The following is a 25,815-nucleotide window of genomic DNA, read 5'->3' as shown; positions in this document are numbered from 1 at the left end:
ACTGTCTCCGCGGAAAGATCCTGGATTGCTTCGCTACGCCCGCAATGACGAAGGAGAGGGCAGCGCCCTCACCATCGCCGAAATCAAAACATCTCGAAATATTCGCGATGCTCCCAGTCGGTCACCTCCGCCAGGAAGCGGTCGATCTCGGCGTTCTTGATGTGGGTGTAGTAGTCGACGAACTCGGCGCCGAATTTTTCGCGGAAGAACGGATCGTCCTTTAGCGCAGAGACGGCATCGCGCAGGCTCTTCGGCAGGAGCGGCGCTTTGGTCTCGTAGGGCGTGTCGGCCGAACCGCCGGGATCGAGCTTGCGGTCGACGCCGTCGAGACCCGAAAGGATCTGGGCAGCCATATAGAGATAGGGATTGGCGGCGGGCTCGCCGACGCGATTCTCCAGGCGCGTGGCGGCATCGCCCGCGCCGCCGAGTACGCGGATCATCACGCCGCGATTGTCGCGGCCCCAGATGGCGCGGTCGGGCGCCAGCGAATAGGAGCGGTAGCGCTTATAGCCGTTGATGGTCGGCGTGGTGAATACAGTGGCCGCACGGGCGTGATCGAGCAGCCCGGCGAGATAGGCACGGCCAAAAGCGCTGAGCGGCTCGGTGCCGTCCTTGGCCATGAAAATGTTCTCGCCGTTCGTGCGCGAAACGATCGACTGATGCAGGTGCCAGCCGCTCGCAAACAGATTCGGCAGTTTCGGGCGGCACATGAAGGTGGCGTGATAGCCGTGCCGGCGCGCGATCTGCTTCACGGCGCTGCGAAACAGCACCATGTTGTCGGCAGATTCCAGGCCCTTCTTCGGCGCAAAGGTGAATTCGCACTGGCTCGGCCCGAACTCGACCTCGACGGAGCGCAACGGCAGTCCGAGCGCAACGATATCACGCCGCAGGATTTCCAGTACCGGCTCCATCTGATCGAAACGCTGTTCGGTGAGATATTGATAGCCGTGAGAGAGCAGGCTCACCGACGGCGGCGTGCCGGGTTGTCCCGCGTCCTCCGGGCGCATGTGCGGGTCGTCGAGCCTGAAGATGTGGAATTCGACCTCGAGGCCGGCGACGAAATCGTGACCCCGGCGGCCGAGCTCGTCGAGCGCCTTGCGATAAAGTCCGCGCGTCGCGAACGGCACCGGGCGGCCGTCATTGAAATAGAGGTCGCAGAGCACCCACCCCGTCGCCGGCGCCCATGGCAGCACGCGAAACGTGGTGGGATCGGCGACCATCAGCACGTCGGCCGCGCCCTCCATCTCCTTCATGCCGAAACCGCCGCCCGATGTGAACACCGGAAACACTGTGCGGTGCGAGGTATCCTTGGCGAGCATGGTGGTGGTGATGGAGCAGCCGCTCTCCAGCGATGCAATCGCCTCGGACGCAATGATGGTCTTGCCGCGCAAGATGCCGTGCTGGTCGGGGAAGGCGAGGCGGATGACCTCAAGGCTTTTTTCCTCGACAACACGGCGCATGCGCGCTGCGGCGTCTGTCTGCTCATCCGACCACAACGCATGACGCACGACGAAGGTCACGTTGCTACTCCTCTAGTCGTGAGACGCAAAGCATGCGCCACATTCTCCGTCATTGCGAGCGCAGCGAAGCAATCCAGAAATGTGTCCGCGGAGACAGTCTGGATTGCTTCGCTTCGCTCGCAATGACGAAGGAGAGATTTGCACGAACCTCACTCCGCCGCCGTCAGCCGATGCACGCTGTCGGCGATCTCCTTCGGCACCGGCGCGGCCCACGGTGCGCCGCGGCGGCGCTTGACGTCGACTTCCATCCAATAGGTTTCCCAACCCCGCGTCGGCCCGATGCCGTCCATGGTCGCAGGTCCCTGGATCGAACGCGCATTGGCCTCGTCCAGGAACAGCATCGGCTTCTCGCCGCCACCGACCTTCTCGATCTCCTGCCGCAGCAGGCGGCGATATTGCACGATCGCCTTGTCACTCGAGCCGAGATGCTCGTTGGTGCGGTCCTGAATCGCCCCCATCGATTCCACCGCCCACTGGTCGTGGACATTGATGTCGTTGCCCATGCCGGTATACGTCGCGGTCTGCTGCTCGTGCGGATCGAAGCCGTAATCGTTGCTGCGGTTCTTGCGCGACTTGTAGTCCGGCAGTTCGTAGAGCTGGAGCCGCTGTTCGCGCATTTTCCTCTTGTCGACCGGGTTCGAGTAGCTGGTGAAGATCGCGTACCAGTAGCAATTCTCGTCGTCGACCGGCACGTGCCACTGCGTGATCGTCATCTCCGTGCTCATGGGGATGACGAAGCCATGCGGGAAGAGCTGGTTGGTGACGCGCACATGCGTGCGCTCCTCGTCGATCTCGCGTAGCGCGATCAGCCGGAGTCCATATTCGGTATGCTCGACATTGATGATCGGGCGGTCGTATTCGCGAAGGATTTTTGTCATCGGCAAATCCGAGCCGGCCGAAGCGCCGCGGAACTGCTTGCCGTAGGCGGTGGAGGTGTCCTCGTCCTCGAAGAAGCGGTGCAGATAAGAGGCGTGCGCGGGATCGATGCCGACTTCGAGCGCCTGCAGCCAGTTGCAGGCCATGTGGCCCTTGAATGCAAACGTGTGCGTATCGGGTGCGACGAAACAGTCGATCTCCGGAAATGCCGGCGGTTCACCCTCGCCGAGATAAGCCCAGAGGATGCCGCTCTTCTCCACCACCGGATAAGAGCGCTGGCGGATGTTCTGGCAGAGCTTTGAATCCTTCGGCTCGGCCGGGGTCTCGATGCACTGGCCGGTCGCGTCGAACAGCCAGCCATGGAACGCGCAGCGCAGGCCGCCATGCTCGAGCCGCCCGAAGGCAAGGTCGGCGCCGCGATGGGCGCAATGACGATCGATCAGTCCATAGCGACCCGTCTCGTCGCGAAACAACACCAGGTTTTCGCCGAGCAATTTGACGGGCCGGATCGGCCGCGCACCCTCCAACTCATCGACCAGCGCTGCCGGCTGCCAGTAGCTCCGCATTAGCTTGCCGCACGGGTCTTTCGGCCCGGTGCGGGTGATCAGGTCGTTCTGCTCCTGGCTCATCATGGCGGTCGCGTCCTTGGTGGCGTCTGTTCGCCTATTGAACGAATGGGCGAATTATGGCATGCCTTGGATCGGCGGCAAGCACTATTTTGCAGGACTTTACCATGCCCAAGCTGAAACGAAGCGAGACCGGCGAGCGCGCGACGGATTTCGTCGAAGCTCTCGATCGCGGCCTGCGCCTGTTGCAATGCTTTGGCGCCAACTCCGGCCCGATGACGCTGAGCGATCTCGCCCGCGCCGCCGAACTGCCGCGTGCCACGGCGCGGCGCATGCTGTTCACGCTCCAGCGTGGCGGCTTCGTCTCTGGCGACGGAAAACTGTTCTCGCTGACGCCGCATGTGCTGACACTGGCGGCATCCTATCTGCGCTCCAACCAACTCGTCACGGTGCTGCAGCCGGTGCTCGATCGCGTCGCGAGCGCGGCGAACGAAATCTCCTCGCTCGCAGTGCTCGATGGTGACGACGTCGTGTTCATCGCGCGCAGCAGCCCGGCGCGGATGTTCTCCGGCGGATTGGAGATCGGCTATCGCTTGCCGGCGTTTTGCACCTCGGTCGGCCGCGCCATGCTGGGCCAGCTCGACGACGCAGATTGTCTCGCGGGCCTGAAGGCAGCGAAGCGCGAGGCGCTGACGCCGCAGACGGTGACCGATCCCAAGACCTTGCTCGCGCGCATCGCCGCCGATCGTGCGCAGGGCTACTCGCTGGTCGATCGCGAGGCTGAGCCGCATTTCCGCTCGATCTCGGTCCCGGTGCGTCGTTACGACAATGTGATCGTCGCGGCCATCAACATGGGTGCGCACGTCGACCGCGTGCCGGCGCAGGAATTGATCGAACGCTTCCTGCCGCTACTGCGCGAGGCAGCGGAGTCGGTACGGTCGCAACTCCTGTAACCGCGCTAGAGGTTGCGCATCCAGTCGGCGAGGCCGGACAGCGCCCGATCGAGGTCCTGCCGCGCGGCAGCGTCAGTGATCGTCTCCTCCATCGCGCCGCGCATGCACAGCAGCCAGGCATCGCGCTCGGCGTCGCCGATGGCAAAGCCGATGTGCCGTTGCCGCAGCCGCGGATGGCCTTTCTCGGGAGAATAGAGCCTTGGGCCGCCGGTCCATTCGGTAAGGTAGCGCTTCAGCACGTCCTGATCAGGCCGAGATCGTCCGCATGCATCGCGCGGATGATTTTCGCTTCCGGCAGCGTATCCATGCGATCGTAGAAGCGGTCGACCAGACGGTCGATCATGGCACGGCCGCCGATCCGCTCGAACATGGAGGTGGTGATGTCGCTGTCGGTCATCCCCGAAGTCTCGGCCTACAGCGCCACGCTGCGCAGCCCGAAGCTCCGCGCTTCGTTTTGCAGCACCGGCCGCACCGCATCGATCAGCCTTGCAGCCGCGGCATCGACACTCAGTCCCGCCGTATCCACCACCGCCGTCGCGCGCGCGTAGAGCGGCTCGCGGCTGAGCAGGATGTTGCGCAGTTCGGCCATCGCAGAGCGATCATCCGCCATCGGGCGCAGATCGCCCTGGCGGCGGACGCGGGCCATGTGCTCTTCGGGCTCGGCTTTCAGCCAAATCGTGTAGAACGACTGCAGGATCTGATCGAACGTCAGCGGCTCGGAGACGATGCCGCCGCCGGTTGCCAGCACCATCAGCTCGTTGCGCGCGAGCAGCTGTTGCAGCGCGGCCTGCTCCATACGGCGAAAGCCTTCCTGGCCGTAGAGCGCGATGATCTCGGCCACCGAGAGGCCATTCTGCTGCTCGACCTCCTTGTTGAGCTCGACAAAGCTCCAGCCGATCTTCTTCGCCAGCATCCGTCCGAGCGTCGACTTGCCGGCGCCGCGCAGGCCGATCAGCGCGATGCCGCAGAACGGGGCGCGCCGCGGCGCGGACGCACTGCCGCCGGCGAGCAGATCTTTGGCTTGCGCGATCTGCGCCGGCGTTGCCTTGCGCAAGAGATCGCGAAACATCTGCCAATCCGGCGTCGGATCGGTTGAGGGAAGCAGATCTTCCAGATGTGCGCCCATCGCGTCGGAGACGCGGCGCAGCAGCACGATCGAGACATTGCCCTTGCCGCTCTCGAGCTGTGCGATGTAGCGCTCCGAAATTCCTGATACCTTGGCGAGCACTTTGCGTGACATGCCGCGCAGCGCGCGCATGGTGCGCACGCGCTGGCCGAGCTGTTCGAGAAAGCGGGGTTCGGCGTCGGGACTGTCGGTCATGAGTCTTCTTTAGCGGATGCCTTCTTAAAGCAGGTCCTGCGGCGCACTTTAATGAAACATAATGCCTGCTGGCATTGACAGCAAGCTGTCACAGTGTCTTTCTATGAATTATAATTCTAAATTCGGGGGAGACGACCGTGAGCGAGGGATCCTACAACGCGGTGACCTGGCTGCTCGACCGTAACGTCGAGGGAGGCCGGAGCAACAAGCTCGTGTTCGACGATACCGTCTCGCGGCTGACCTATGGCGAGCTCCAGCGCGAGACACGCCGCGCCGCCAACATGCTGCGCCGGCTCGGCGTCCGCCGCGAAGAGCGCGTGGCGATGATCATGCTGGATACGGTCGATTTCCCGATCGTGTTCCTGGGCGCGATCCGCGCCGGCATCGTACCGGTGCCGCTCAACACGCTGCTGACCGCGGACCAATATGCCTACATCCTCGCCGACTGCCGCGCCCGCGTGCTGTACGTCTCCGAGGCGCTCTATCCCGTGATCAAGGACGTGGTCGGCCGCATGCCGGATCTCGAGCATGTCGTGGTCTCCGGCGCCAAACAGAATGGCCACAAGCAGCTCGCCGAAGAGATCGCGGATGAGAGCGATCAGTTTACCACGGCCGCGACGCATCCCGACGAGCCCGCCTTCTGGCTCTATTCATCGGGCTCGACCGGCATGCCCAAGGGCGTGCGGCATCTGCATTCGAACTTGCAGGCGACCGCCGACACTTACGCGAGCAAGGTGCTCGGCATTCGCGAGAACGATGTCGGTCTCTCCGCCGCAAAGCTGTTCTTTGCCTATGGCCTCGGCAATGCGCTGACCTTCCCGATGTCGGTCGGCGCCACAACGATCCTGAACAGCGAGCGGCCGACACCCGCGCGGATGTTCGCTCTGATGAACCGTTACAATCCGTCGATCTTCTACGGCGTGCCGACGCTGTTCGCGGCCATGCTCAATGACGAGACGATGAAGGGCGAGCGCGGCGGCAAGGCTCTGCGCATCTGCACCTCGGCCGGCGAGGCGCTGCCGGAATCCGTTGGAAACAGTTGGAAGTCGCGCTTCGGTGTCGACATTCTCGACGGCGTCGGCTCGACCGAGCTGTTGCACATTTTTCTTTCGAACGCGCCGGGCGACATCAAATACGGCTCGTCCGGCAAACCCGTACCGGGCTATGCGGTGCGGCTCGTCAACGAGGCCGGGCAGGACGTCGCCGACGGCGAAGTCGGCGAGCTCCTGGTCGATGCGCCCTCGGCCGGCGAGGGTTACTGGAATCAGCGCCACAAGAGCCGCCGCACCTTTGAAGGCCCATGGACCCGCACCGGCGACAAATATGTCCGTGACGCCGAGGGGCGCTACACCTTCTGCGGCCGTGCCGACGACATGTTCAAGGTCTCCGGCATCTGGGTCTCGCCCTTCGAGGTCGAGAGCGCGCTGATCACGCATCCGGCCGTGCTGGAAGCCGCCGTCGTGCCCGAGGCCGATCCGGAAGGCTTGCTGAAGCCGAAAGCCTTCGTCGTGCTGCGTCCCGGTGCGAAGACGGCGGAACTGCAGGAGATGCTGAAGGATCACGTCAAGCAGAAGATCGGCCCGTGGAAATATCCGCGCTGGATTGACGTGGTGGAGTCCCTGCCGAAGACGGCGACGGGAAAGATCCAGCGGTTCAAGCTGCGCGAGGGCGCGAATTGAGTGACAAAATGACGAACCTTACCCCCACCGGCTTCCTCAGCATCGGCACGGCCCGCCTCGAGTACAAATGGCTTGCGCCGCAAGGCGCCGATGCACCGACCATCGTGATGCTGCACGAAGGCCTCGGCTCGGTCGGCCTGTGGAATGACTTTCCGGAAAAGCTCCGGCAAGCCACCGGGGCCGGCATCTTCGCCTATTCACGCGCGGGCTATGGCCAGTCGAGTAAGGTCGCGCTGCCGCGGCCGCTCGACTATATGCAGCGCGAGGCGCTCGACGTGCTGCCGAAAGTGCTGGACGCCATCCCGTTCAAGCGCGGCCTCCTGCTCGGCCATTCCGACGGCGGCTCGATTGCGGCGATCTATGCCGGCGCGCATCAGGACCATCGCCTGCAGGGCATCGCGCTGATCGCGCCGCACTTCATCGTCGAGGACATCTCGGTGAAGTCGATCGCCGCGATCAAGACCACGTATGAGAGCACCGACCTCAAGGCAAAGCTCGCGCGCTGGCACAAGGACGTCGACAACGCTTTCTACGGCTGGAACGGCGCCTGGCTCGATCCAAAATTCCGCGACTGGGACATCTCGGAATATCTGGCCTACATCCGCGTTCCCATCCTGGTCGTGCAAGGCGAGGACGACCAATATGGGACACTGCGGCAGGCCGAAATTGCGCAGGAGGAATGTTATTGCCCGGTCGATCTGACGATCATTCCAGGCGCGGGGCATTCTCCTCACCGTGAAGCGCCGGCGTCGACGCTTGACGCGATCGAGCAATTTGCAAAAGCCGCGTTGCGGGACGACCGAGGCCTCCAAGCTGCGTGAGGCTTATCGGGCCGCCCGCCTGCGACCCCGGTGTCACTCAGATGAAGCAAAGTGCATGTCTGGTCCAGATTCGGGCTAGACGCCTTTTGAAATGTGCATTATTGTGCATCTAACGCTACAGCGAAAACAAGCTCAAGGATGGCCCATGGCCGGGGAAGAACGGCGTCTCGCAGGCGGCGCGACATTCATCGATTTCCAGACCGAACCGTCCCGATACAAGCACTGGAAGCTGGCGGTCGACGGTGACATCGCGACGCTGACCATGGACGTCGACGAGAATGGCGGTCTCTTCGAAGGCTATCTGCTCAAGCTCAACTCCTATGATCTCGGCGTCGACATCGAGCTTGCCGACGTCGTGCAGCGGCTGCGCTTCGAGCACCCGGAGGTGAAGGTCGTGGTGATGCGTTCGGCCAAGAACCGCGTGTTCTGCGCCGGCGCCAACATCCGCATGCTCGCGGGCTCGACCCATGCTCACAAGGTGAACTTCTGCAAATTCACCAACGAGACCCGCAACGGCATGGAAGACTCGTCCGAGAATTCCGGCCAGCGCTTCATCACCGTCGTGAACGGCTCGGCCGCCGGCGGCGGCTATGAGCTCGCGCTTGCGACCGACCACATCATCCTCGCCGACGACGGTGCTTCGGCTGTCGCGCTGCCGGAAGTGCCGCTGCTCGCGGTGCTGCCGGGGACCGGCGGCCTCACCCGCGTCGTCGACAAGCGAAAAGTGCGCCGCGACCACGCCGATTTCTTCTGCACCATCGAGGAAGGCGTCAAGGGCAAGCGCGCCGTGCAATGGCGCCTCGTCGACGAGATCGCGCCGAACTCAAAGCTCGAAGGCAAGGTTCTCGAACGTGCCAAGGAGTTCGCGGCTGCGTCGAAGCGTAACGGCAGCGGCAAGGGGATTGCGCTGACCCCGCTCAAGCGCGTCATCGACGGGACCAGCATCCGCTACGGATTCGTCACGGTCGACATCGACCGCTCTGCACGCATCGCCACCATCTCGATCAAGGCGCCGGAGGCGGCGCCGCCCGCCGACATCGACGGCATGATGACGCAGGGCGCTGCGTTCTGGCCGCTGCAAGTGGCGCGCGAGCTCGACGATGCCATCCTGCATCTGCGCATCAACGAGCTCGCGATCGCCATGCTGGTGTTCAAGAGCCATGGTGACCGCGCCCATGTGCTCGCATCCGACGCCTTCCTCGAAGCCAATAAGGCGCACTGGCTGGTCAACGAAATCCGCCACTACTGGAAGCGCGTCTTGAAGCGCATCGACGTCACCTCGCGCACGCTGGTGGCGCTGGTCGAGCCCGGCTCGTGCTTTGCCGGCAGCTTGGCCGAACTCGTCTTCGCCGCCGACCGTTCCTACATGCTGATCGGCACGCGGCAGGGTGACAACCAGCCGCCGCCCTCGATCGAATTGTCGGCGATGAATTTCGGGCCGTATCCGATGAGCCATGGCCTGACGCGGCTGGAGTCGCGCTTCCAGGCCGATCCGGCCGACGTGGAGCGCGCCGAAGCCACGCTCGGCACGGCGCTCGACGCCGAGCAGGCGGAAGAACTCGGCCTCGTCACCTTCGCGCTCGACGACATCGATTGGGATGACGAGGTCCGCGTGTTTCTCGAGGAACGCGCGAGCTTCTCGCCGGACAGTCTCACCGGCATGGAAGCGAGCCTGCGCTTCGTCGGCCCCGAGACGATGGAATCAAAGATCTTTTCACGGCTGACCGCCTGGCAGAACTGGATCTTCCAGCGTCCCAACGCGGTCGGCGAGGAAGGCGCGCTGCGCCGCTACGGCAGCGGCCAGAAACCGAAATTCGATATGACGAGAGTGTAGCGATTTCCTGTCCCGGGCGCGCTGCGGCACGAAGTGACGCCGCACAGAACCGGGACCCAGGCGGACCGAGCAATGGGTCCCGGCTGAGCAGCGCACCGCTTCGCGCTGCGCAGCGTCCGGGACACGGGACAGACAAAGGAGCACGGCCATGAGCATGAACATCATGAACGTCGATTACTCGACCAAGATTCCGAACAACGTGAACCTCGCCGAAGACCGCCAGGTGCTGAAGGCGCTCGAAGGCTGGCATCCCGGCTACATGGACTGGTGGAGCGACATGGGGCCGGAAGGCTTCCAGGAATCGCTGGTGTATTTGCGCACGGCGTATTCGGTCGATCCGCGTGGCTGGGCCAAGTTCGACTATGTCCGCATGCCCGACTATCGCTGGGGGATCCTGCTTGCGCCGCAGGAAGAGAACCGCGTCGTACCCTTCGGCGAGCATTTTGGCGAACCGGCCTGGCAGGAAGTGCCGGGCGAATATCGCGCCATGCTGCGTCGGCTCATCGTGATCCAGGGCGACACCGAGCCGGCCTCGGTCGAGCAGCAACGCCATCTCGGCAAGACCGCGCCCTCGCTCTACGACATGCGCAATCTGTTCCAGGTCAACGTCGAGGAAGGCCGCCACCTCTGGGCGATGGTCTACCTGCTGCAGAAATATTTCGGCCGCGACGGCCGCGAGGAAGCCGATGATTTGCTGCGCCGTCGCTCCGGCGATGCCGACGCGCCGCGCATGCTCGGCGCCTTCAACGAGGCGACGCCGGACTGGCTGTCCTTCTTCATGTTCACCTACTTCACTGATCGCGACGGCAAGATGCAGCTGCACTCGCTCGCGCAGTCGGGCTTCGATCCCTTGTCGCGCACTTGCCGCTTCATGCTGACCGAGGAAGCGCATCACATGTTCGTCGGCGAGACCGGCATCACCCGCGTCGTGCAGCGCACCTGCGATGCGATGCGCGAAGCCGGCATCACCGAATCCACTGACATCGCAAAGGTCCGCGCGCTCGGCGTGATCGATCTTCCGACCATCCAGAAGAAGCTGAACCTGCACTACACGCTGTCGCTCGATCTGTTCGGCTCGGAAGTCTCGACCAACGCGGCCAACGCCTTCAACACCGGCATCAAGGGCCGCTATCACGAGACCCAGATCGATGACGATCACCAGCTCAAGAACGCCACTTATCCGGTGCTCAAGTTCATCAACGGCGAGATCAAGCTGGTCGACGAGCCGGCGCTGACCGCACTCAATATGCGGCTGCGCGACGATTACAGCCAGGATTGCGTCAAGGGCATGCTGCGCTGGAACAAGGTGATCTCGACCGCGGGCTACGACTTCAAGCTGACGCTGCCCAATGTCGCCTTCCATCGCCATATCGGTGAGTTCAAGGACGTGCACGCCACGCCGGATGGTCTCTTGATCGACGACGCCACCTGGGCGAAGCGCAAGGATGAGTGGCTGCCCTCGACCGCCGACGGCGATTTCATCACCTCACTGATGAAGCCCGTCACCGAGACCGGCGTGTTCGCGTCGTGGATTTCGCCGCCGAAGGTCGGCATCGACAACAAGCCGGGTGATTTCGAGTACGTGAAGATCGAGTCATAAGCGTTAGGGGCGTACGCTCGCGTCACGCAAATGGTGTCATCACCCGCCTTGTGCGCACTTGCGCACTGGAGCGGGTGATCCATTATTCCAGAGACGGCTGTGCTTCAGCCGAGAAGCCGCAGCGTACTGGATTCCCCGCCTTCGCGGAGCATGACAGCGGAGTGTGGGGTGCGGCTTCTCCCTAAGCCACCGCCTACCCCGCGATCTCCAGCCCCGCATTCGCGTACACCACGCCGCCATCGACCGCGATGGTGTTGCCGACGACGTAGTCGCCCGCGCGCGAGGCGAGATAGATCGCAACGCCGGCCATGTCCTCGTCGGTGCCGATGCGCCGGGCCGGGATGCGCTTGGCGACGTCGTCCGAATGGTCGCGCGCGGCGCGGTTCATGTCGGACTTGAAGGCGCCCGGCGCGATCGCGGTGACGTTGATGTTGTCCTTGATCAGTTTCGTCGCCATGCGCCGCGTCAGATGGATTACGGCAGCCTTGCTCGCGGCGTAGGAATAGGTCTCGCCCGGATTGACGAAGATGCCGTCGACGGAGGCGATGTTGATGACCTTGGCGGGCCGCTCGTGCGATGCCGCCGCGCGCAGCGGCTTTGCCAAGGCCTTCGTCAGGAAGAACAGCGATTTGACGTTGAGGTCCATCACCTTGTCCCAGCCGTTTTCCGGGAATTCGTCGAATTCCGCGCCCCAGGCCGCACCGGCGTTGTTGACGAGGATGTCGAGCTTCGGCTCGAGCTTGATGATTTCGCTGGCCAGCTTGTTGCAGCCTTCGACAGTCGAGATGTCGATCGGCAGCGCGATGCACTCGCCGTCATGTTGCGCAGAGAGCTCTTTCGCGGTGGCTTCGCACGGACCGGCCTTGCGCGCGGTGATGTAGACCTTCGCCGCTCCTGCGCCGAGGAATCCGGCCGCGATCATCTTGCCGATGCCGCGCGAGCCGCCGGTCACGAGTGCGATGCGGCCTTTGAGCGAAAACAGATCGTTGGACATGGTGCCTCCCTTGGGTTGGCGCCGTTTTGAGCGCCGCGGGGAGGGGAGTCAACTCGCTGTTGTCCCGGCGAAGGCGGGGATAACAGTCACGCCGCAGCAAACCGGCGAAACCCGTTCCACATCGCGGTCGCGGCGCCCGAGGTCAGCACCGGCAGAATGCGTGCGTCCTGGTAGTTGCCGTTGAGCGAAACGCGCGGCAGTGCGGTCATTTGGCCGGCATTCTCTGCGAACAGCATGCCGGGCCGTGTCGTCACCGCGGTCTTGAAGCCGGCGGAGGCGGCCAGCGCGAATTCGCGCATCCCAGCTGCCTCGCGGTCGCCATAGGGATAGGCGAGATGCTGCACCGGACGCTCCAGCGTGGTCTCGATCCGCATCCGGCTGACGGCCATCTCCTGCGCGGCGATCTCCTCGCTCTGCTTGGCGAGATTGCAATGGCTGATGGTGTGGGCGCCTATCGTGACCAGCGGATCGGCCGCGAGCCGTCTCACCTCGTCCCAAGACAAGCAGAGGCTGCGGCACAGCGCTTCGATGTCGACAGCATGCGCCGCGCACAGCGCCTCGATCTCGCGCTTGAGATCGTGCTCGCCCGGAAGAGTGCGGAGCCAGTCATGCAGGCGGTCGAAGGCCGCCTGCTTCGCGGCAGGCGTGCGCGCATCGAGCCGCAACGCCGAATGGCCGATCTGCACGTCGACCTGCTCGGCCTTGGCGATGACGGCTTCGAGCGCGGCCCACCACAGCCGTCCGGTGCCCTCGGCGAAGTCGCTTGCAACATAGATCGTCGCCGGCGCGTCAAATTCGCGCAGCACCGGAAGGGCGTGCTCCCAATTGTCGCGATAGCCGTCGTCGAGCGTGAAGGCGGCGATGCGGCGGTCGAAGCGGCCTTGCACCAGCCGTTCATGCAACTCGTCCATGCTGACGATCTCGATCTCGCGCGCGCGCAAATGGCGCAGCGTCGCACGCAGGAAGTCGGGGGTGACCTCGAGATGCCGGTTCGGCTGGAACGCGCGCTCACGGGCCGGCCGCACATGGTGCAGCATGAAAATGGCCCCGACGCCCGACAGCAGCGGGCGCAGCAGATGGTGCGCCCCGCTGAAATAGAGTGCTCCCAGCCCGGCGCGAATGACGTTGTTACGGAGTTGTTTCATGACCGGCTGGCCGCCCCTGGGCATTCCGCCCGCAACTTAGGGTGGGACCATTGAAGAAAAAGTTATTCCAATTGTCCACGCGCAGCCCCGGAAAGGGCCCCATTCCGGTTTGACAGCCTGCCAAGGGTTTGTTTTGTCTCCGGTTCCAGAGTTCGGGTCGTCGAATGCAAATGCTTTTCAGGTGGGCCAGCAAATGGTGGCCGGGGCTGATTCCCCTGGCCGTCATGTGGGGATTTGCGGCCTGGAATAACACCTTGCCGGTCGAGGCCGACCTCTCGGCCCGCAGTTCGGCCGCGCTCAAGGACACCGTCCTGGACAAGACCCGCATCGCGGTGGACGGCCGTGACGTCAGTCTGGCCGCGGATGCCTTCTCCGAGGAGGGGCGCCGTGACGCGGTGACGACGGTCGAGATGGTTCCCGGCGTGCGGCTGGTCGATGATCAGACCCGCCTTGTTGCCGAAGCAAAGCCTTTCGTCTGGAGTGCCGAGCGTGACGTGGTGCGGGTGACGCTGTCGGGCTCCGCGCCGCTGCCGTCGATGAAGGCGCGCCTGACGGAAGCCGCCCGCAAGGAGGTCAATGGGACCGAGGTCGCCGATCAGATGGGCCTGGCCCGCGGCGCGCCGGCGCGGTTCGAAGCGGCCGCGATGCTGCTGCTCGACCAGATCGGGAAGCTGAAGGACGGCAAGATCACGATCTCCGACACCAAGGTCAATTTGTCGGGCATGGCGCGCGACCTCGGCGGCCGCGAAGCGATCGCGGCAGCACTGAAGAACCTGCCCGAAGGTTTTTCGATCGCCGCCAACGAGATCAAGGCACCGCCTTATATCTTCCAGGCCTACAAGGACCCGGTCGCCGCCACCCTGACGCTGACCGGCTACGTGCCCGACAACAATGTGCACGCCGCCGTCGCGACCGGCGCGTCGCGAAAGTTTTTCGCCGAGAAGGTCGTCGACAATCTCAAGGCCAGCGTCGGTGCGCCCGCCTCCTTCAACACCGCGGTGGTGGCAGCGCTCGGCGCGCTGTCGCGGCTGTCGACCGGCACGCTGGTGGTGTCGGATCGCGAGGTGAAGCTGTCGGGCGATGCGCTGTATGAAGGTGCGGCCAACGACATCCGCGCCGGCCTCGGCAAGGACTTTCCAAAAACCTGGCAATACAAGCCTGAAATCACGGTGAAGCCCGCGGCGGGGCCGGTCGACGGCACCGTCTGCCAGCAATTGTTCTCGGAACTGCTGGCCAAGGGCAAGATCCGCTTTGCAGCCAAGCGTGCCGACATCGATCCTGACTCCGCCGGCATTCTCGATCATCTGATCGAGACGGCGCTGCGCTGCCCGACCACGAATATCGAGGTCGCGGGCCACACCGATTCGGACGGCGAGGACGCCTTCAACCAGGCGCTCTCCGAGAAACGCGCACAGGCGGTGATCGACTATCTGGTCAAAGCCGGCCTGCCGGCGGACCGCTTCACCGCGATTGGTTACGGCAGCACGCAGCCGGTCGCCGGCAACGACAGCGACGACGGCAAGGCGCAAAACCGCCGCATCGAATTTCTGGTGAGGTGACGATGCCCTATCTCGTCTCGTTCCATATGGGCTGGCTGATCGGTTCGGTGCTGCTGGGCTTCTGCATGGGCTGGATCTCGGTGGTCCAGCGCGGCAACGGTACATCCAAAGTGACTGCGCGCTGGCTCGCCGCACTGGTCGCGGGACTGGTCGCGGCCTCGTTCGCACATGTGGTGCCGGGCCGCTTCGGCTACTGGCTCGACCTCGGTCTGGTCCTGTTCGCCTGCTATCTGGTCGGCTGCACAATAGGCGCGTGGCTGCGCTATTGGGTGGTCTCGCGGAGCCAGCCTGCGGCCTGAACCACGATCCGCTGCCGGGCGATCGATCGTCTCAAATCCGGATATCTGATCAATCGGCAAGAAGATCGCCGCGGGTGCAAGTCGACGCTTGACAATAATACGTACGTGCGTATTATACCCCCATGCCAAAGCCCTCGCTCAAAGACGCCATCCTCGACGCCGGCCTGAAGGTCATGTTCCGGACCGGCTATCACGGCACCAGCGTGCGCGACGTCACCGCCGCGGCTGGCGCGCCCCAAGGGTCCTTCACCAACCATTTCCGCTCCAAGGAGGCTTTCGCCTCAGAGGTGCTCGATCGATATTTCGAGGTCACCAGGGGTTGGTCGCCGAGGCTCTCGATGACGTCTCGCTAACGCCGCGGGCGCGGCTCAGGAGCTATCTCGACATCATCACCGGCCGACTCGAGGCCGATGGCTACGCTCGCGGCTGCCTGATCGGCGACCTCAGCCTGGAGGCATCTGGCAGCAGCGAGTTGTTGCGCGCGCGCCTCGCGGCAATCTTCGCCGAATGGCGCGCACCGTTCGCGGCCTGCATCAGGGATGCCCAGACCAGCGGCGAGATCAAATCCGATTTCGAGCCTGACGAGCTTGCCGACTTCCTGCTCGCGTCTTGGCAAGGCGCAATCCTGCGCATGAAGGTCGACCGCAATCCCAAGGCGCTCGAGCGTTTCAAGACCATCGCATTCCAAACCGTGTTCAAGGAGACGTCATGACCCAGCGAAACGAAATCGAGATTCGTAAAGCGTCCGTCCTCGGAAGCAGCATGGCCTATTGCGAAACAGGCGCGGAAGGTGCGCCGGTCGCGCTGTTCCTGCATGGCAATCCGACCTCTTCACACATCTGGCGCAATATTTTGCCGCTGGTGTCGCCGGTCGCGCATTGCATCGCGCCCGACCTCATCGGCTTCGGCCAATCCGACAAGCCTGATATCGCCTATCGCTTCTTCGACCACGTGCGCTATCTCGATGCCTTCATCGAGCGGCGCGGCATCAAGTCGGCCTATCTCGTCGCGCAGGACTGGGGCACGGCGCTCGCATTTCATCTCGCCGCGCGCCGGCCGGATCTCGTGCGCGGTCTTGCCTTCATGGAGTTCATCCGGCCGATGCCGACCTGGCAGGATTTCCACCACACCGATGTCGCGGAGGAGCAGGGTCATGCCGAGGCGGCGAGAGCGGCATTTCGAAAATTCAGGACGCCGGGTGAGGGCGAAGCCATGATCCTCGAGGCGAATGCGTTCGTCGAACGCGTGCTGCCGGGCGGCATCGTCCGCAAGCTCAGCGACGACGAGATGGCGCCCTATCGCGCGCCGTTCCCGACACCGGAGAGCCGCCGTCCCGTTCTCACCTTTCCGCGCGAATTGCCGATCGCAGGCGAGCCCGCCGATGTCTATGAGGCGCTCCAATCAGCGCATGCTGCACTGGCCGCATCGACCTATCCAAAGCTGCTGTTCTCGGGCGAACCCGGCGCGCTCGTGGCGCCGGAATTCGCAGAGGTTTGCGGCGTCGTTGAAGCATTGCGCTCATGTTCGCCTCGGTGCCGGATTGCACTTCCTTCAGGAGGACCACCCCGAGGCGATCGGCCGCTCCGTCACCGGCTGGATCGCCGGCATCGAAGCGGTGCGTCCGCAACTCGCAGCCTAAGCAGGCAGCTCCTCCGAATAGCGTGCTTTCCGGCCCCGTTCGGGCGGACCGCCGCGACAGCGCCTGCTTGCGTGATGTCGCGGTGCAACCGATTGTCAGGACCAGGTCTCAGCCGCGCGATCCGTCGCGCGGTTATTTGCGCTGCAGCTGGCGGGCGCGGGTCGCCCCCTCTTTCAACAGGCGGATGCGGCCCATAGATTGATTTCGACTTAAGGCGTGACGGAACATTGTCCGGTCGGAATCATCAAAACTTCACGGCCCCTGCGCAGGATTGCCATGGAGATTCGCGTCAGCCCCGCCGTCGAACCTGCCGCCGAAAGCGCCAAACCGTGCACCTTGAGCCCGCAAACCTGCCTAAAATATTGAAGCCACGTGATTTTGTTCACATTGGCGAATTCCACTCCGCCTCGAAACGCGCTAGTGGAGGGGCGGGGGGCATGCGCGAGGCCGGAGCCGGCAGCAAGGGTTTGTCGAGTGCTTGTTCGTTGAGTGCCTGCGCGTCGTCCGCCTGTTCTCCGGCCACCCTGGCCGCTGAAGCGTTATTCGAGGTCTAGATGCTGGAAGCCATACGCAGGGCGATGACGTTTCTGCGCCAGAAGCAAGTCCTGCATAAGCTTGGAGTTGTGATCAGCGTCGCGGTCATCGGCATCGCTTGCTATGTGCTCTACCACATGCTGCGCGGCATCGACACCAACGAGGTGATCGAGGCGATCAAGAGCACCGAGCCGCGCCAGATTGCGATGGCGGCGCTGTTCGTTGCCGCGGGCTATTTCACGCTGACCTTCTACGACATGTTCGCGGTGCGCGCGATCGGCCATGCCCACGTGCCCTATCGCATCAACGCGCTCGCGGCCTTCACCAGCTATTCGATCGGCCACAATGTCGGCGCCAGCGTCTTCACCGGCGGCGCGGTGCGCTACCGCATCTATTCGGCCTACGGTCTCAACGCGATCGACGTCGCAAAAATCTGCTTTCTCGCCGGCCTCACCTTCTGGCTCGGCAATGCCGCCGTGCTCGGTCTCGGTATCTCCTATCATCCGGAGGCCGCCGCCGCGATCGACCAGCTGCCGCCGTGGCTGAACCGGACGTTTGCGATGATGATCCTCGCAGCGCTGGTCGGATATGTGGTCTGGGTCTGGACCCAGCCGCGGGTGGTCGGACGCGGCCCCTGGACCGTGGTGCTGCCGGGCGGTCCGCTGACGCTGCTGCAGATCGCCATCGGCATCATCGATCTCGGCTTCTGCGCGCTCGCGATGTACGTGCTGGTCCCCGACGAGCCCAATCTCGGCTTCGTCGTTGTCGCTGTCATCTTCGTCTCGGCGACGCTGCTCGGCTTTGCGAGCCATTCGCCCGGCGGGCTCGGGGTGTTCGACGCCGCCATGCTGGTCGGCCTCTGGCAGATGGACCGCGAGGAGCTGCTCGGCGGCATGCTGCTGTTCCGGGTCCTCTATTATCTGTCGCCCTTCGTCATCTCTGTAATCGTGCTGACGTTTCGCGAGGTTATCATCGGCGCCCGATCCAAGCGGCTGCAACAGGCGGCGCTCAAGCTCGATCCAGGCCCACCACCTGAAGCCGCTTATGTGAGAAAGCGCAGCGACAGCGGCGCCTGACCGGCACAAAAGGCAACAAGGAGAAGCCCGCCCCGATGGCGATCGACGCTCCCTCGTCTCCCGCGGTGCAGCCCTGGTCCGACCGGCTGCGGCACTCGACCATCATCCTGATCGCCGCCGCGCTGGCGCTATCGGTCGTGGTCTCGCTCGGCGAATTGTCGGTGGTGCGGGCGGCGACGGTGTTCCTCTGCATCGCCGCCGCCGCGCTGATCCCCTGGCGGCTGCATGATACCGCAGCGTCGCGCGAAGATACCCGCCGCGTCAATCCGGTCGAGAGCGCGGCGGTGGCCGCCGTCGTCGCCGGCATGCCGGATCCCGCCGTGCTGCTCGACCGCGCCGGCCGCGTCATCCATCTCAATAGCGCCGCCGCCCAGCTCGCGCCGGCGCTGCGCAAAAACGAACTCGCCCACTTCGCGCTGCGCTCGCCGGAGATCATCACGGCGCTGCGCGAGTCCATTGCGACCACCGAGCCGCGGCGCGCGACCTATCTCGACCATGTCCCGGTCGATCGCTGGATGGAGCTGACCATCACTCCGGTACCGGTGCCGACCAATTTCGGCGGCGCCGACAAATGCATGCTGATGACCTTCCACGACCAGACGCCACTGCGCCGGGTCGAGGAGATGCGCGCCGACTTTGTCGCCAATGCCAGCCACGAATTGCGCACGCCCCTGGCCGCACTCTCCGGCTTCATCGACACGCTGCAGGGCCAGGCCAAGGATGATCCCAAGGCACGCGAGCGCTTCCTCGGCATCATGCACAATCAGGCCACGCGGATGGCGCGCCTGATCGACGATCTGCTGTCGCTGTCGCGGGTGGAACTGTCGGCGCATGTGCGGCCGGATACGCTGGTTGACCTGCTGCCGATCATCTTCCAGGTCGCCGACGGGCTCGAACCGCTGGCCCGCGAACGCCAGGTCGAGGTCGAGACGCATCTGCCGGAGACCCCGGCCGTGATCGCGGGCGATCGCGAGGAGCTGCTGCGCCTGTTCGAGAATCTGATCGAGAATGCGCTCAAATACGGCGCCTCCGGCGGACGCGTCATCGTGTCGCTGACCGCGACCCCGGCGACTGAAGGAGCTCAGGAAATCCGGGTCATGGTGCGCGATTTCGGCCCCGGCATCGCGCCCGAGCATCTGCCGCGGCTGACCGAGCGATTCTACCGGGTGGACGTCGGCGACAGCCGCTCGCAGGGCGGGACTGGGCTCGGATTATCGCTGGTGAAACATATCCTTAACCGCCACCGCGGCCGTCTTTTGATCGAAAGCGTGCCCAAGCAGGGCGCCACGTTCACCGCCTGTTTTCCCCAGGCCAAGACTCCGGCTGCGAGCTGAACTCAAGCGATTTCAAGTGCTTGAGGTGTCATCCGACTGTCACCAAACCTTCGTAAAAGCACAGCCGACCGCTCTTAAAGGGGCGGCGCGGGGAGCGCGATCGGGCGCGGATGGCGCTTCGTTCCCCTGTATGGAGACCAGCATGAATTTCATCAAAACGATCGTCGCCGCCGGCTTGGTCGCCGCAACGACGACGGCGGCTTTCGCTGCCGATATCACCGGCGCAGGCGCGACGTTCCCGTTCCCGATCTATTCGAAGTGGGCTGATGCCTACAAGAAGGAGACCGGCAACGGCCTGAATTACCAGTCGATTGGCTCCGGCGGCGGCATCAAGCAGATCCAGGCCAAGACCGTGACCTTCGGCGCGAGCGACGCGCCGCTCAAAGCCGAGCAGCTTGAGAAGGACGGCCTTGCCCAGTGGCCGATGGTGATGGGTGCCATCGTTCCCGTCGTCAACCTCGAGGGCGTCAAGCCCGGCGAGCTGGTGTTCGACGGCGAGACCCTCGCCAATATCTATCTCGGCAAGATTACCAAGTGGGACGATGCCGCGATCAAGAAGCTCAATCCGAACGTGAAGCTGCCGTCGGACGCGATCACCGTGGTCCGCCGCTCCGACGGTTCGGGCACCACCTTCAACTTCACCAACTATCTCTCCAAGGCCAGCGCCGAGTGGAAGAGCAAGGTCGGTGAAGGCACCGCCGTCGAGTGGCCGGTTGGCGTCGGCGCCAAGGGCAATGAAGGCGTGTCGGGCAACATCAGCCAGACCAAGAACTCGATCGGCTATGTCGAGTACGCCTATGCCAAGCAGAACAAGCTGACCTACACCGGCCTCGTCAACAAGGCTGGCAAGCCGGTGCAGCCGACCGTCGAAGCCTTCCAGGCGGCCGCCTCCAACGCCGACTGGGCCAAGGCTCCCGGCTACTACGTCATCCTGACAGACCAGCCCGGCGACAAGTCCTGGCCGATCACGGCTGCGACCTTCATCCTCATGCACAAGGACGCCACCGATAAGGCGGCCTCACAGGAAGCCATCAAGTTCTTCCGCTGGGCGTTCAAGAACGGCGGCAAGGCGGCTGAAGAGCTCGACTACATCCCGATGCCCGACAGCGTCGTCCAGCTGATCGAGAAGACCTGGGCTGCCGAGATCAAGAGCTAAGCTCTCTCTCTCGTGTCCCGGACGCGCGGCAGCGTGGAACGCTGCTGCGCTGAGCCGGGACCCACAAGAACGAGGCCCCGGATCAGCGTCGCAACGCTTCGCAGCGAGCGCCGCATCCGGGGTTCGAGACCAACAAAAAGCGTATATTCTTGGTACAGGGGATCGGCGTGGCAGAAATGGCCGTTCAGAGCGATGTAATCGACGACGCCGGACCATATGATCGCGCCAAGGCCTTGAGCGCGTTCAAGCTCGGCGACGTCACCTTCTACTGGATCACGCGGCTCAGCGCGATCTCGGTGCTTCTCATTCTCGGCGGCATCATCCTGTCGCTCATCGTCGGCGCCTTCCCGGCGATGAAGGAATACGGCTTCGCGTTCCTGTGGACCCAGCGTTGGGCGCCGTCGGCCGATCCGCCTGTGCTCGGCGCGCTCGGACCGATGTATGGCACGCTCGTCACCTCGTTCATCGCGATGCTGATCGCCATTCCGGTCGGTCTCGGCATCGCGATCTTCTTGACCGAGCTTTGCCCGCAATGGCTGCGCCGCCCGATCGGCATGGCCATCGAATTGCTCGCCGGCATCCCCTCGATCATCTACGGCATGTGGGGCTTCTTCGTGTTGGGTCCGTTCCTGGCCAACACGTTTCAGCCCTTCATGATCAGGATCTTTGACGGCGTCCCCGTGCTGGGGGCGATCTTCGCGGGCCCCCCGTCCTATCTCAGCCTGTTCAACGCCGCGCTGATCCTCGCTATCATGGTGCTGCCCTTCATCACCTCGATCTCGGTCGACGTGTTCAAGACGGTGCCCCCGGTGCTGAAGGAGGCTGCTTACGGCGTCGGCTGCACCACCTGGGAAGTCGTGCGCAGCGTGGTGATTCCCTATACCCGCGTCGGCGTCATCGGCGGCGTCATGCTGGCGCTCGGACGCGCGCTCGGCGAGACCATGGCGGTGACCTTCATCATCGGCAACTCGTTCCGCATCTCGTCATCGATCTTCGCACCGGGCACCACGATCTCGGCGGCGATCGCATCCGAATTCGCCGAAAGCGACGGCCTGCACCAATCCGGCCTGATCCTGCTCGGCTTGCTGCTGTTCGTGCTGACGTTCTTCGTGCTCGCAGCGGCGCGGCTGATGCTGATGCGGCTGGAAAAGAAGGCGGGGAACTAACATGAACCCGATCTATTCACGCCGCCGCCGCAAGGACATGGTGATCCGCGGCCTCTGCATTGCCGCTGCCGCCTTCGGCGTCACCTGGCTCGCGCTGATCCTGATCACGCTGCTCTATAACGGTGTGGCCGGCCTCAACCTCGATCTGTTCGTCTCGGACACGCCGCCTCCGGGCTCGAACGAAGGCGGGCTGCGCAACGCCATCGTCGGCTCCCTGATCATGACCGTGATCGGCGTCGGCATCGGCGCGCCGCTCGGCCTGTTTGCCGGCACCTATCTCGCCGAGTACGGCCGCAACGACAAGCTGACCTCCGTGATCCGCTTCATCAATGACATCCTGCTCTCGGCGCCCTCGATCATCATCGGCCTGTTCATCTACGGCGCCGTAGTGGTGCCGATGCGCGGCTTCTCGGCGATCGCAGGCTCGCTCGCGCTCGCCGTCATCGTGATCCCGGTGGTGCTTCGCACGACCGAGGACATGCTGCTCCTGGTGCCGAACGCGCTGCGCGAGGCGGCCTCTGCGCTTGGCCTGCCGCGCTCGCTGGTGATCAAGCGGATCGCCTATCGTGCTGCCCGCTCGGGTCTCATCACCGGCGTGCTGCTCGCCACCGCCCGCGTTGCCGGCGAAACCGCGCCGCTGCTGTTCACCGCGCTGTCGAACCAGTTCTTCAGCCTCGGCTTGAACAAGACGATGGCGAACCTGCCAGTCACCATCAACAATTTCGTCCAGAGCCCCTACGCCTATTGGAAGCAGCTCGCCTGGAGCGGCGCACTGCTCATTACCCTGACCGTTCTTGCCCTGAATATTGGCGCGCGCATTCTTGGCGCCGAGAGGACCGCGAAATGACCGATCTTTCCGTATCGATGAGCGCGGCCGGCGGCCTGCCCCAGGCGCCGATGCTGCCCGAAGCACCGGCCAAGGTGACGGTGCGCAACCTCAACTTCTATTATGGCGAGCATCACGCGCTGAAGAACATCAATCTGGCGCTCGGCACCAACCGCGTCACGGCCTTCATCGGCCCGTCCGGCTGCGGCAAGTCGACCCTGCTGCGTATCTTCAACAGGATGTACGACCTCTATCCGGGCCAGCGCGTCACCGGTCAGCTGATGCTCGACCAGACCAACATCCTCGACCCCAGGCTCGACCTCAATCTGCTGCGCGCCCGCGTCGGCATGGTGTTCCAGAAGCCGACGCCGTTCCCGATGACGATCTATGAGAACATCGCCTTCGGCATCCGTCTCTATGAGAAGATCTCGAAATCCGAGATGGACGACCGCGTCGAGAAGGCGCTGCGCGGCGGCGCGCTGTGGAACGAGGTCAAGGACAAGCTCAACGCCTCCGGCCTGTCGCTCTCCGGCGGCCAGCAGCAGCGCCTCTGCATCGCCCGCACGGTTGCGGTACGGCCCGAGGTGATCCTGTTCGACGAGCCCTGCTCGGCACTCGACCCGATCTCGACCGCCAAGGTCGAGGAGCTGATCCAGGAGCTGTCCGAAAGCTATACGATCGCGATCGTGACCCACAACATGCAGCAAGCGGCCCGCGTTTCCGACAAGACCGCCTTCATGTATCTCGGCGAGCTGATCGAGTTCGACGACACCAGCAAGATCTTCACGTCGCCGACCGACCGGCGCACGCAGGATTACATCACCGGCCGGTTCGGCTGAGGAGACGGCACATGGGTTCCGAACATACCGCAAAGGCCTTCGACACCGACCTCCAGGAGCTCACGCGCCTGGTCGCCGAGATGGGCGGCATCGCCGAGCGCATGATCGTCGATTCTGTCGACGCGCTGATCCGACGCGACGTCGCGCTCGGCCAGCGCGTCGTCACCATCGATGCCGAGCTCGACACGCTGCAGAGGAAGATCGAGGAGCGCGCCGTGCTCACGATCGCGCGCCGCCAGCCGATGGCGGTCGATCTGCGCGAGATCGTCGGCGCCATGCGCGTTGCAACCGATCTCGAGCGTATCGGCGACCTCGCCAAGAACATGGGCAAGCGCGTGGCCGCGCTGGAGACGGATTTCCATCCGCTCAAGCTGTTCCGCGGCCTCGAGCACATGACCGATCTCGTGCAGCAGCAGGTCAAGTCGGTGCTGGACGCCTATGCCGCGCACGATCTGCCGGCGGCGATGGCCGTGTGGAAGGGCGACGAGGAAGTCGACGCCATCTGCACCTCGTTGTTCCGCGAGCTCCTCACCTACATGATGGAGGATCCGCGCAACATCTCGTTCTGCATCCATCTGATGTTCTGCGCGAAGAACATCGAGCGGATCGGCGACCACGCCACCAACATCGCCGAGACCGTGTTCTACATGATCGAGGGCCAGGCGATCACCGACAAGCGGCCGAAGGGCGATATGACGACTTTCGCCACCACGGTCCCGAACGCCTGATTACGCAAGGAGCGACGAGCGATGGGCGCACGCATTATGGTGGTTGAGGACGAGGAAGCTCTGACCGAGCTGCTCCGCTACAACCTCGAAGGCGACGGCTATGACGTCGAGACGGTGATGCGCGGCGACGACGCCGACACCCGTCTCAAGGAGCACATCCCCGATCTGATCGTGCTCGACTGGATGCTGCCGGGGCTATCAGGCATCGAGCTGTGCCGGCGGTTGCGCGCGCGGTCCGACACCAAGCAGCTGCCGATCATCATGCTCACCGCGCGTGGCGAGGAGAGCGAGCGGGTCCGGGGCCTTGCGACCGGCGCCGACGATTACATCGTCAAGCCGTTCTCGGTGCCTGAGCTCCTGGCGCGCGTCAAAGGTCTGCTCCGGCGCGCAAGTCCGGAGCGGCTCGCCACCGTGCTGGCATTCGGCGACATCGAGCTCGACCGCGACAAGCGCCGCGTGGCGCGCTCGGGCCGGCCGATCGACCTCGGTCCGACCGAGTATCGCCTGCTGGAGTTCTTCCTGGAGCATCCCGGCCGCGTATTCTCGCGCGAGCAGCTGCTCGACAGCGTCTGGGGTCGCGACATCTACATCGATGAGCGTACCGTCGACGTGCATATCGGCCGCCTGCGCAAGTTGCTCAATCTCGGTCGCGAGCAGGACCCGATCCGTACCGTGCGCGGCGCGGGCTATGCGCTCGACGACCGGTTCGCGAAGGCCGAGCAGGCGTAAGCCACAGCTGCGTCAACAATTGTAACTGTCGTCCCGGCGACAACGGAGTTTGTTGAGCCGTCATTGCGACGGCTCCTAAATTTGACTGAGACAATACTTACCGCGGCGGCTTCGCCGGCGCCCGCCGGCGATCCGCTGCCGGCTGATACGCGACCCGCGAGTGCTGGGCGCAATAGGGCAGGCCGGAGAGCGCCTTGCCGCCGCAGAAGAAGAAGTCCGCGCTCGAGGGATCGCCGACCGGCCAGTGGCAGGTCGCCTCGTTCAATTCGAGCAGCGACAGCCGCTGGCTCATCGGTACCACGTTGTCGTAGGTGACCGGTTCAGCCTCGACTTCGACCTCGAAGGCCTGCGCCAGCGCGGTATTGCCGCGCGCGATCGGCCTGCTCGCCCGCATCATGTGCTGCGCTGGACGCGCCTTGCGCGGCCGCGGAGCTGCCGAAGACGGGCTCTTGGCGCGGCCCGACAGGCCGAGCCGGTGAACCTTGCCGATCACGGCGTTGCGGGTGACATTCCCAAGCTCAGCGGCGATCTGGCTGGCCGAAAGTCCGGCCTCCCAGAGCTTTTTCAGCTGTTCGACGCGATCGTCGGACCAGGTCAAAACCGTCATTGCACCCTTTCCTT

Annotated in this window: 21 protein-coding genes and 3 pseudogenes; 17 read left to right on the top strand and 7 right to left on the bottom strand. The window is 64.1% G+C overall.

Features of this window, described 5'->3' with window-relative positions:
• Nucleotides 1-83: 83 nt before the first annotated feature.
• Both ACTGJ9_RS03715 and ACTGJ9_RS03710 read right to left on the bottom strand, forming a co-directional pair.
• On the bottom strand, nucleotides 84-1,520 hold the full coding sequence (locus ACTGJ9_RS03715; RefSeq protein ID WP_456675975.1) for a glutamine synthetase family protein: 1,437 nt from the start codon (nucleotides 1,518-1,520) through the stop codon (nucleotides 84-86).
• A gap of 149 nt (nucleotides 1,521-1,669) precedes the next feature.
• The gene (locus ACTGJ9_RS03710) at nucleotides 1,670-3,028 is read right to left on the bottom strand and encodes an aromatic ring-hydroxylating dioxygenase subunit alpha (protein ID WP_456675974.1); all 1,359 of its coding nucleotides are present in this window, start codon (nucleotides 3,026-3,028) and stop codon (nucleotides 1,670-1,672) included.
• Between the two features lie 101 nt (nucleotides 3,029-3,129).
• Between ACTGJ9_RS03710 and ACTGJ9_RS03705 the strand changes: the two genes are divergently transcribed.
• The gene (locus tag ACTGJ9_RS03705) at nucleotides 3,130-3,915 is read left to right on the top strand and encodes an IclR family transcriptional regulator domain-containing protein (protein WP_456675973.1); all 786 of its coding nucleotides are present in this window, start codon (nucleotides 3,130-3,132) and stop codon (nucleotides 3,913-3,915) included.
• 5 nt (nucleotides 3,916-3,920) lie between these two features.
• Here ACTGJ9_RS03705 and ACTGJ9_RS03700 read toward each other — a convergent pair.
• Nucleotides 3,921-4,312: pseudogene (locus ACTGJ9_RS03700) on the bottom strand (group II truncated hemoglobin).
• A gap of 15 nt (nucleotides 4,313-4,327) precedes the next feature.
• On the bottom strand, nucleotides 4,328-5,236 hold the full coding sequence (locus ACTGJ9_RS03695) for a helix-turn-helix transcriptional regulator (RefSeq protein ID WP_456675972.1): 909 nt from the start codon (nucleotides 5,234-5,236) through the stop codon (nucleotides 4,328-4,330).
• 137 nt (nucleotides 5,237-5,373) lie between these two features.
• Between ACTGJ9_RS03695 and ACTGJ9_RS03690 the strand changes: the two genes are divergently transcribed.
• The 4 genes from ACTGJ9_RS03690 to boxB all read left to right on the top strand — a co-directional run bounded on the left by ACTGJ9_RS03690 (nucleotide 5,374) and on the right by boxB (nucleotide 11,170).
• Nucleotides 5,374-6,915 carry a benzoate-CoA ligase family protein gene (locus ACTGJ9_RS03690; RefSeq protein WP_456675971.1) on the top strand — a complete coding sequence of 514 codons (1,542 nt, stop codon included), beginning with the start codon at nucleotides 5,374-5,376 and terminating at the stop codon, nucleotides 6,913-6,915.
• A gap of 8 nt (nucleotides 6,916-6,923) precedes the next feature.
• Nucleotides 6,924-7,736 carry an alpha/beta fold hydrolase gene (locus tag ACTGJ9_RS03685; protein ID WP_456675970.1) on the top strand — a complete coding sequence of 271 codons (813 nt, stop codon included), beginning with the start codon at nucleotides 6,924-6,926 and terminating at the stop codon, nucleotides 7,734-7,736.
• 145 nt (nucleotides 7,737-7,881) lie between these two features.
• The gene (gene boxC / locus ACTGJ9_RS03680) at nucleotides 7,882-9,570 is read left to right on the top strand and encodes a 2,3-epoxybenzoyl-CoA dihydrolase (RefSeq protein ID WP_456675969.1); all 1,689 of its coding nucleotides are present in this window, start codon (nucleotides 7,882-7,884) and stop codon (nucleotides 9,568-9,570) included.
• A 148-nt stretch (nucleotides 9,571-9,718) separates the two neighbouring features.
• Nucleotides 9,719-11,170, top strand: coding sequence for a benzoyl-CoA 2,3-epoxidase subunit BoxB (boxB, locus tag ACTGJ9_RS03675; protein WP_456675968.1), 1,452 nt, complete (start codon nucleotides 9,719-9,721; stop codon nucleotides 11,168-11,170).
• 193 nt (nucleotides 11,171-11,363) lie between these two features.
• Here the strand turns inward: boxB and ACTGJ9_RS03670 are convergent, their stop codons facing one another.
• The gene (locus tag ACTGJ9_RS03670) at nucleotides 11,364-12,164 is read right to left on the bottom strand and encodes an SDR family oxidoreductase (RefSeq protein ID WP_456675967.1); all 801 of its coding nucleotides are present in this window, start codon (nucleotides 12,162-12,164) and stop codon (nucleotides 11,364-11,366) included.
• Nucleotides 12,165-12,250: 86 nt separating this feature from the next.
• Entirely contained in the window at nucleotides 12,251-13,309 is a 1,059-nt protein-coding gene (locus ACTGJ9_RS03665; RefSeq protein ID WP_456675966.1) for a polysaccharide deacetylase family protein, read from the bottom strand.
• Nucleotides 13,310-13,473: 164 nt separating this feature from the next.
• Between ACTGJ9_RS03665 and ACTGJ9_RS03660 the strand changes: the two genes are divergently transcribed.
• The 12 genes and pseudogenes from ACTGJ9_RS03660 (at nucleotide 13,474) to phoB (ending at nucleotide 25,194) form a co-directional block, all read left to right on the top strand.
• Entirely contained in the window at nucleotides 13,474-14,868 is a 1,395-nt protein-coding gene (locus ACTGJ9_RS03660; protein WP_456675965.1) for an OmpA family protein, read from the top strand.
• A gap of 2 nt (nucleotides 14,869-14,870) precedes the next feature.
• Nucleotides 14,871-15,167 (top strand): hypothetical protein, encoded by a 297-nt coding sequence (locus ACTGJ9_RS03655; RefSeq protein WP_456675964.1) that lies wholly within the window; start codon nucleotides 14,871-14,873, stop codon nucleotides 15,165-15,167.
• Nucleotides 15,168-15,289: 122 nt separating this feature from the next.
• Nucleotides 15,290-15,879, top strand: a pseudogene (locus ACTGJ9_RS03650) (TetR/AcrR family transcriptional regulator).
• Nucleotides 15,876-16,806: pseudogene (locus tag ACTGJ9_RS03645) on the top strand (haloalkane dehalogenase). The pseudogenes ACTGJ9_RS03650 and ACTGJ9_RS03645 overlap by 4 nt, the downstream one beginning before the upstream one ends.
• Before the next feature lie 554 nt (nucleotides 16,807-17,360).
• Nucleotides 17,361-18,416 (top strand): UPF0104 family protein, encoded by a 1,056-nt coding sequence (locus tag ACTGJ9_RS03640; RefSeq protein WP_456675963.1) that lies wholly within the window; start codon nucleotides 17,361-17,363, stop codon nucleotides 18,414-18,416.
• Between the two features lie 35 nt (nucleotides 18,417-18,451).
• The gene (locus ACTGJ9_RS03635; protein ID WP_456675962.1) at nucleotides 18,452-19,750 is read left to right on the top strand and encodes an ATP-binding protein; all 1,299 of its coding nucleotides are present in this window, start codon (nucleotides 18,452-18,454) and stop codon (nucleotides 19,748-19,750) included.
• Between the two features lie 142 nt (nucleotides 19,751-19,892).
• Nucleotides 19,893-20,906 (top strand): phosphate ABC transporter substrate-binding protein PstS, encoded by a 1,014-nt coding sequence (gene pstS, locus ACTGJ9_RS03630; protein WP_456675961.1) that lies wholly within the window; start codon nucleotides 19,893-19,895, stop codon nucleotides 20,904-20,906.
• A gap of 176 nt (nucleotides 20,907-21,082) precedes the next feature.
• Nucleotides 21,083-22,072, top strand: a complete 990-nt coding sequence (gene pstC, locus ACTGJ9_RS03625; RefSeq protein WP_456678434.1) for a phosphate ABC transporter permease subunit PstC — start codon at nucleotides 21,083-21,085, stop codon at nucleotides 22,070-22,072.
• 1 nt (nucleotide 22,073) lies between these two features.
• On the top strand, nucleotides 22,074-22,919 hold the full coding sequence (gene pstA / locus ACTGJ9_RS03620; RefSeq protein WP_456675960.1) for a phosphate ABC transporter permease PstA: 846 nt from the start codon (nucleotides 22,074-22,076) through the stop codon (nucleotides 22,917-22,919).
• Nucleotides 22,916-23,737: a phosphate ABC transporter ATP-binding protein PstB gene (pstB, locus tag ACTGJ9_RS03615; protein ID WP_456675959.1), complete on the top strand. Its 822-nt coding sequence runs from the start codon at nucleotides 22,916-22,918 to the stop codon at nucleotides 23,735-23,737. Before pstA ends, pstB begins: the two co-directional genes overlap by 4 nt.
• An 11-nt stretch (nucleotides 23,738-23,748) precedes the next feature.
• The gene (gene phoU, locus ACTGJ9_RS03610) at nucleotides 23,749-24,465 is read left to right on the top strand and encodes a phosphate signaling complex protein PhoU (RefSeq protein ID WP_456675958.1); all 717 of its coding nucleotides are present in this window, start codon (nucleotides 23,749-23,751) and stop codon (nucleotides 24,463-24,465) included.
• A 21-nt stretch (nucleotides 24,466-24,486) separates the two neighbouring features.
• Nucleotides 24,487-25,194, top strand: coding sequence for a phosphate regulon transcriptional regulator PhoB (gene phoB / locus ACTGJ9_RS03605; RefSeq protein WP_426612024.1), 708 nt, complete (start codon nucleotides 24,487-24,489; stop codon nucleotides 25,192-25,194).
• A gap of 97 nt (nucleotides 25,195-25,291) precedes the next feature.
• Here the strand turns inward: phoB and ACTGJ9_RS03600 are convergent, their stop codons facing one another.
• Nucleotides 25,292-25,801 carry a GcrA family cell cycle regulator gene (locus ACTGJ9_RS03600; RefSeq protein WP_456675957.1) on the bottom strand — a complete coding sequence of 170 codons (510 nt, stop codon included), beginning with the start codon at nucleotides 25,799-25,801 and terminating at the stop codon, nucleotides 25,292-25,294.
• Between the last annotated feature and the right edge of the window lie 14 nt (nucleotides 25,802-25,815).

This window comes from Bradyrhizobium sp. RDM12, from assembly GCF_051917485.1.
GTDB lineage: Bacteria > Pseudomonadota > Alphaproteobacteria > Rhizobiales > Xanthobacteraceae > Bradyrhizobium.
The sequence above is the reverse complement of the archived record's forward strand: the minus strand, read 5'-3'. Positions and strand labels throughout refer to the sequence as shown.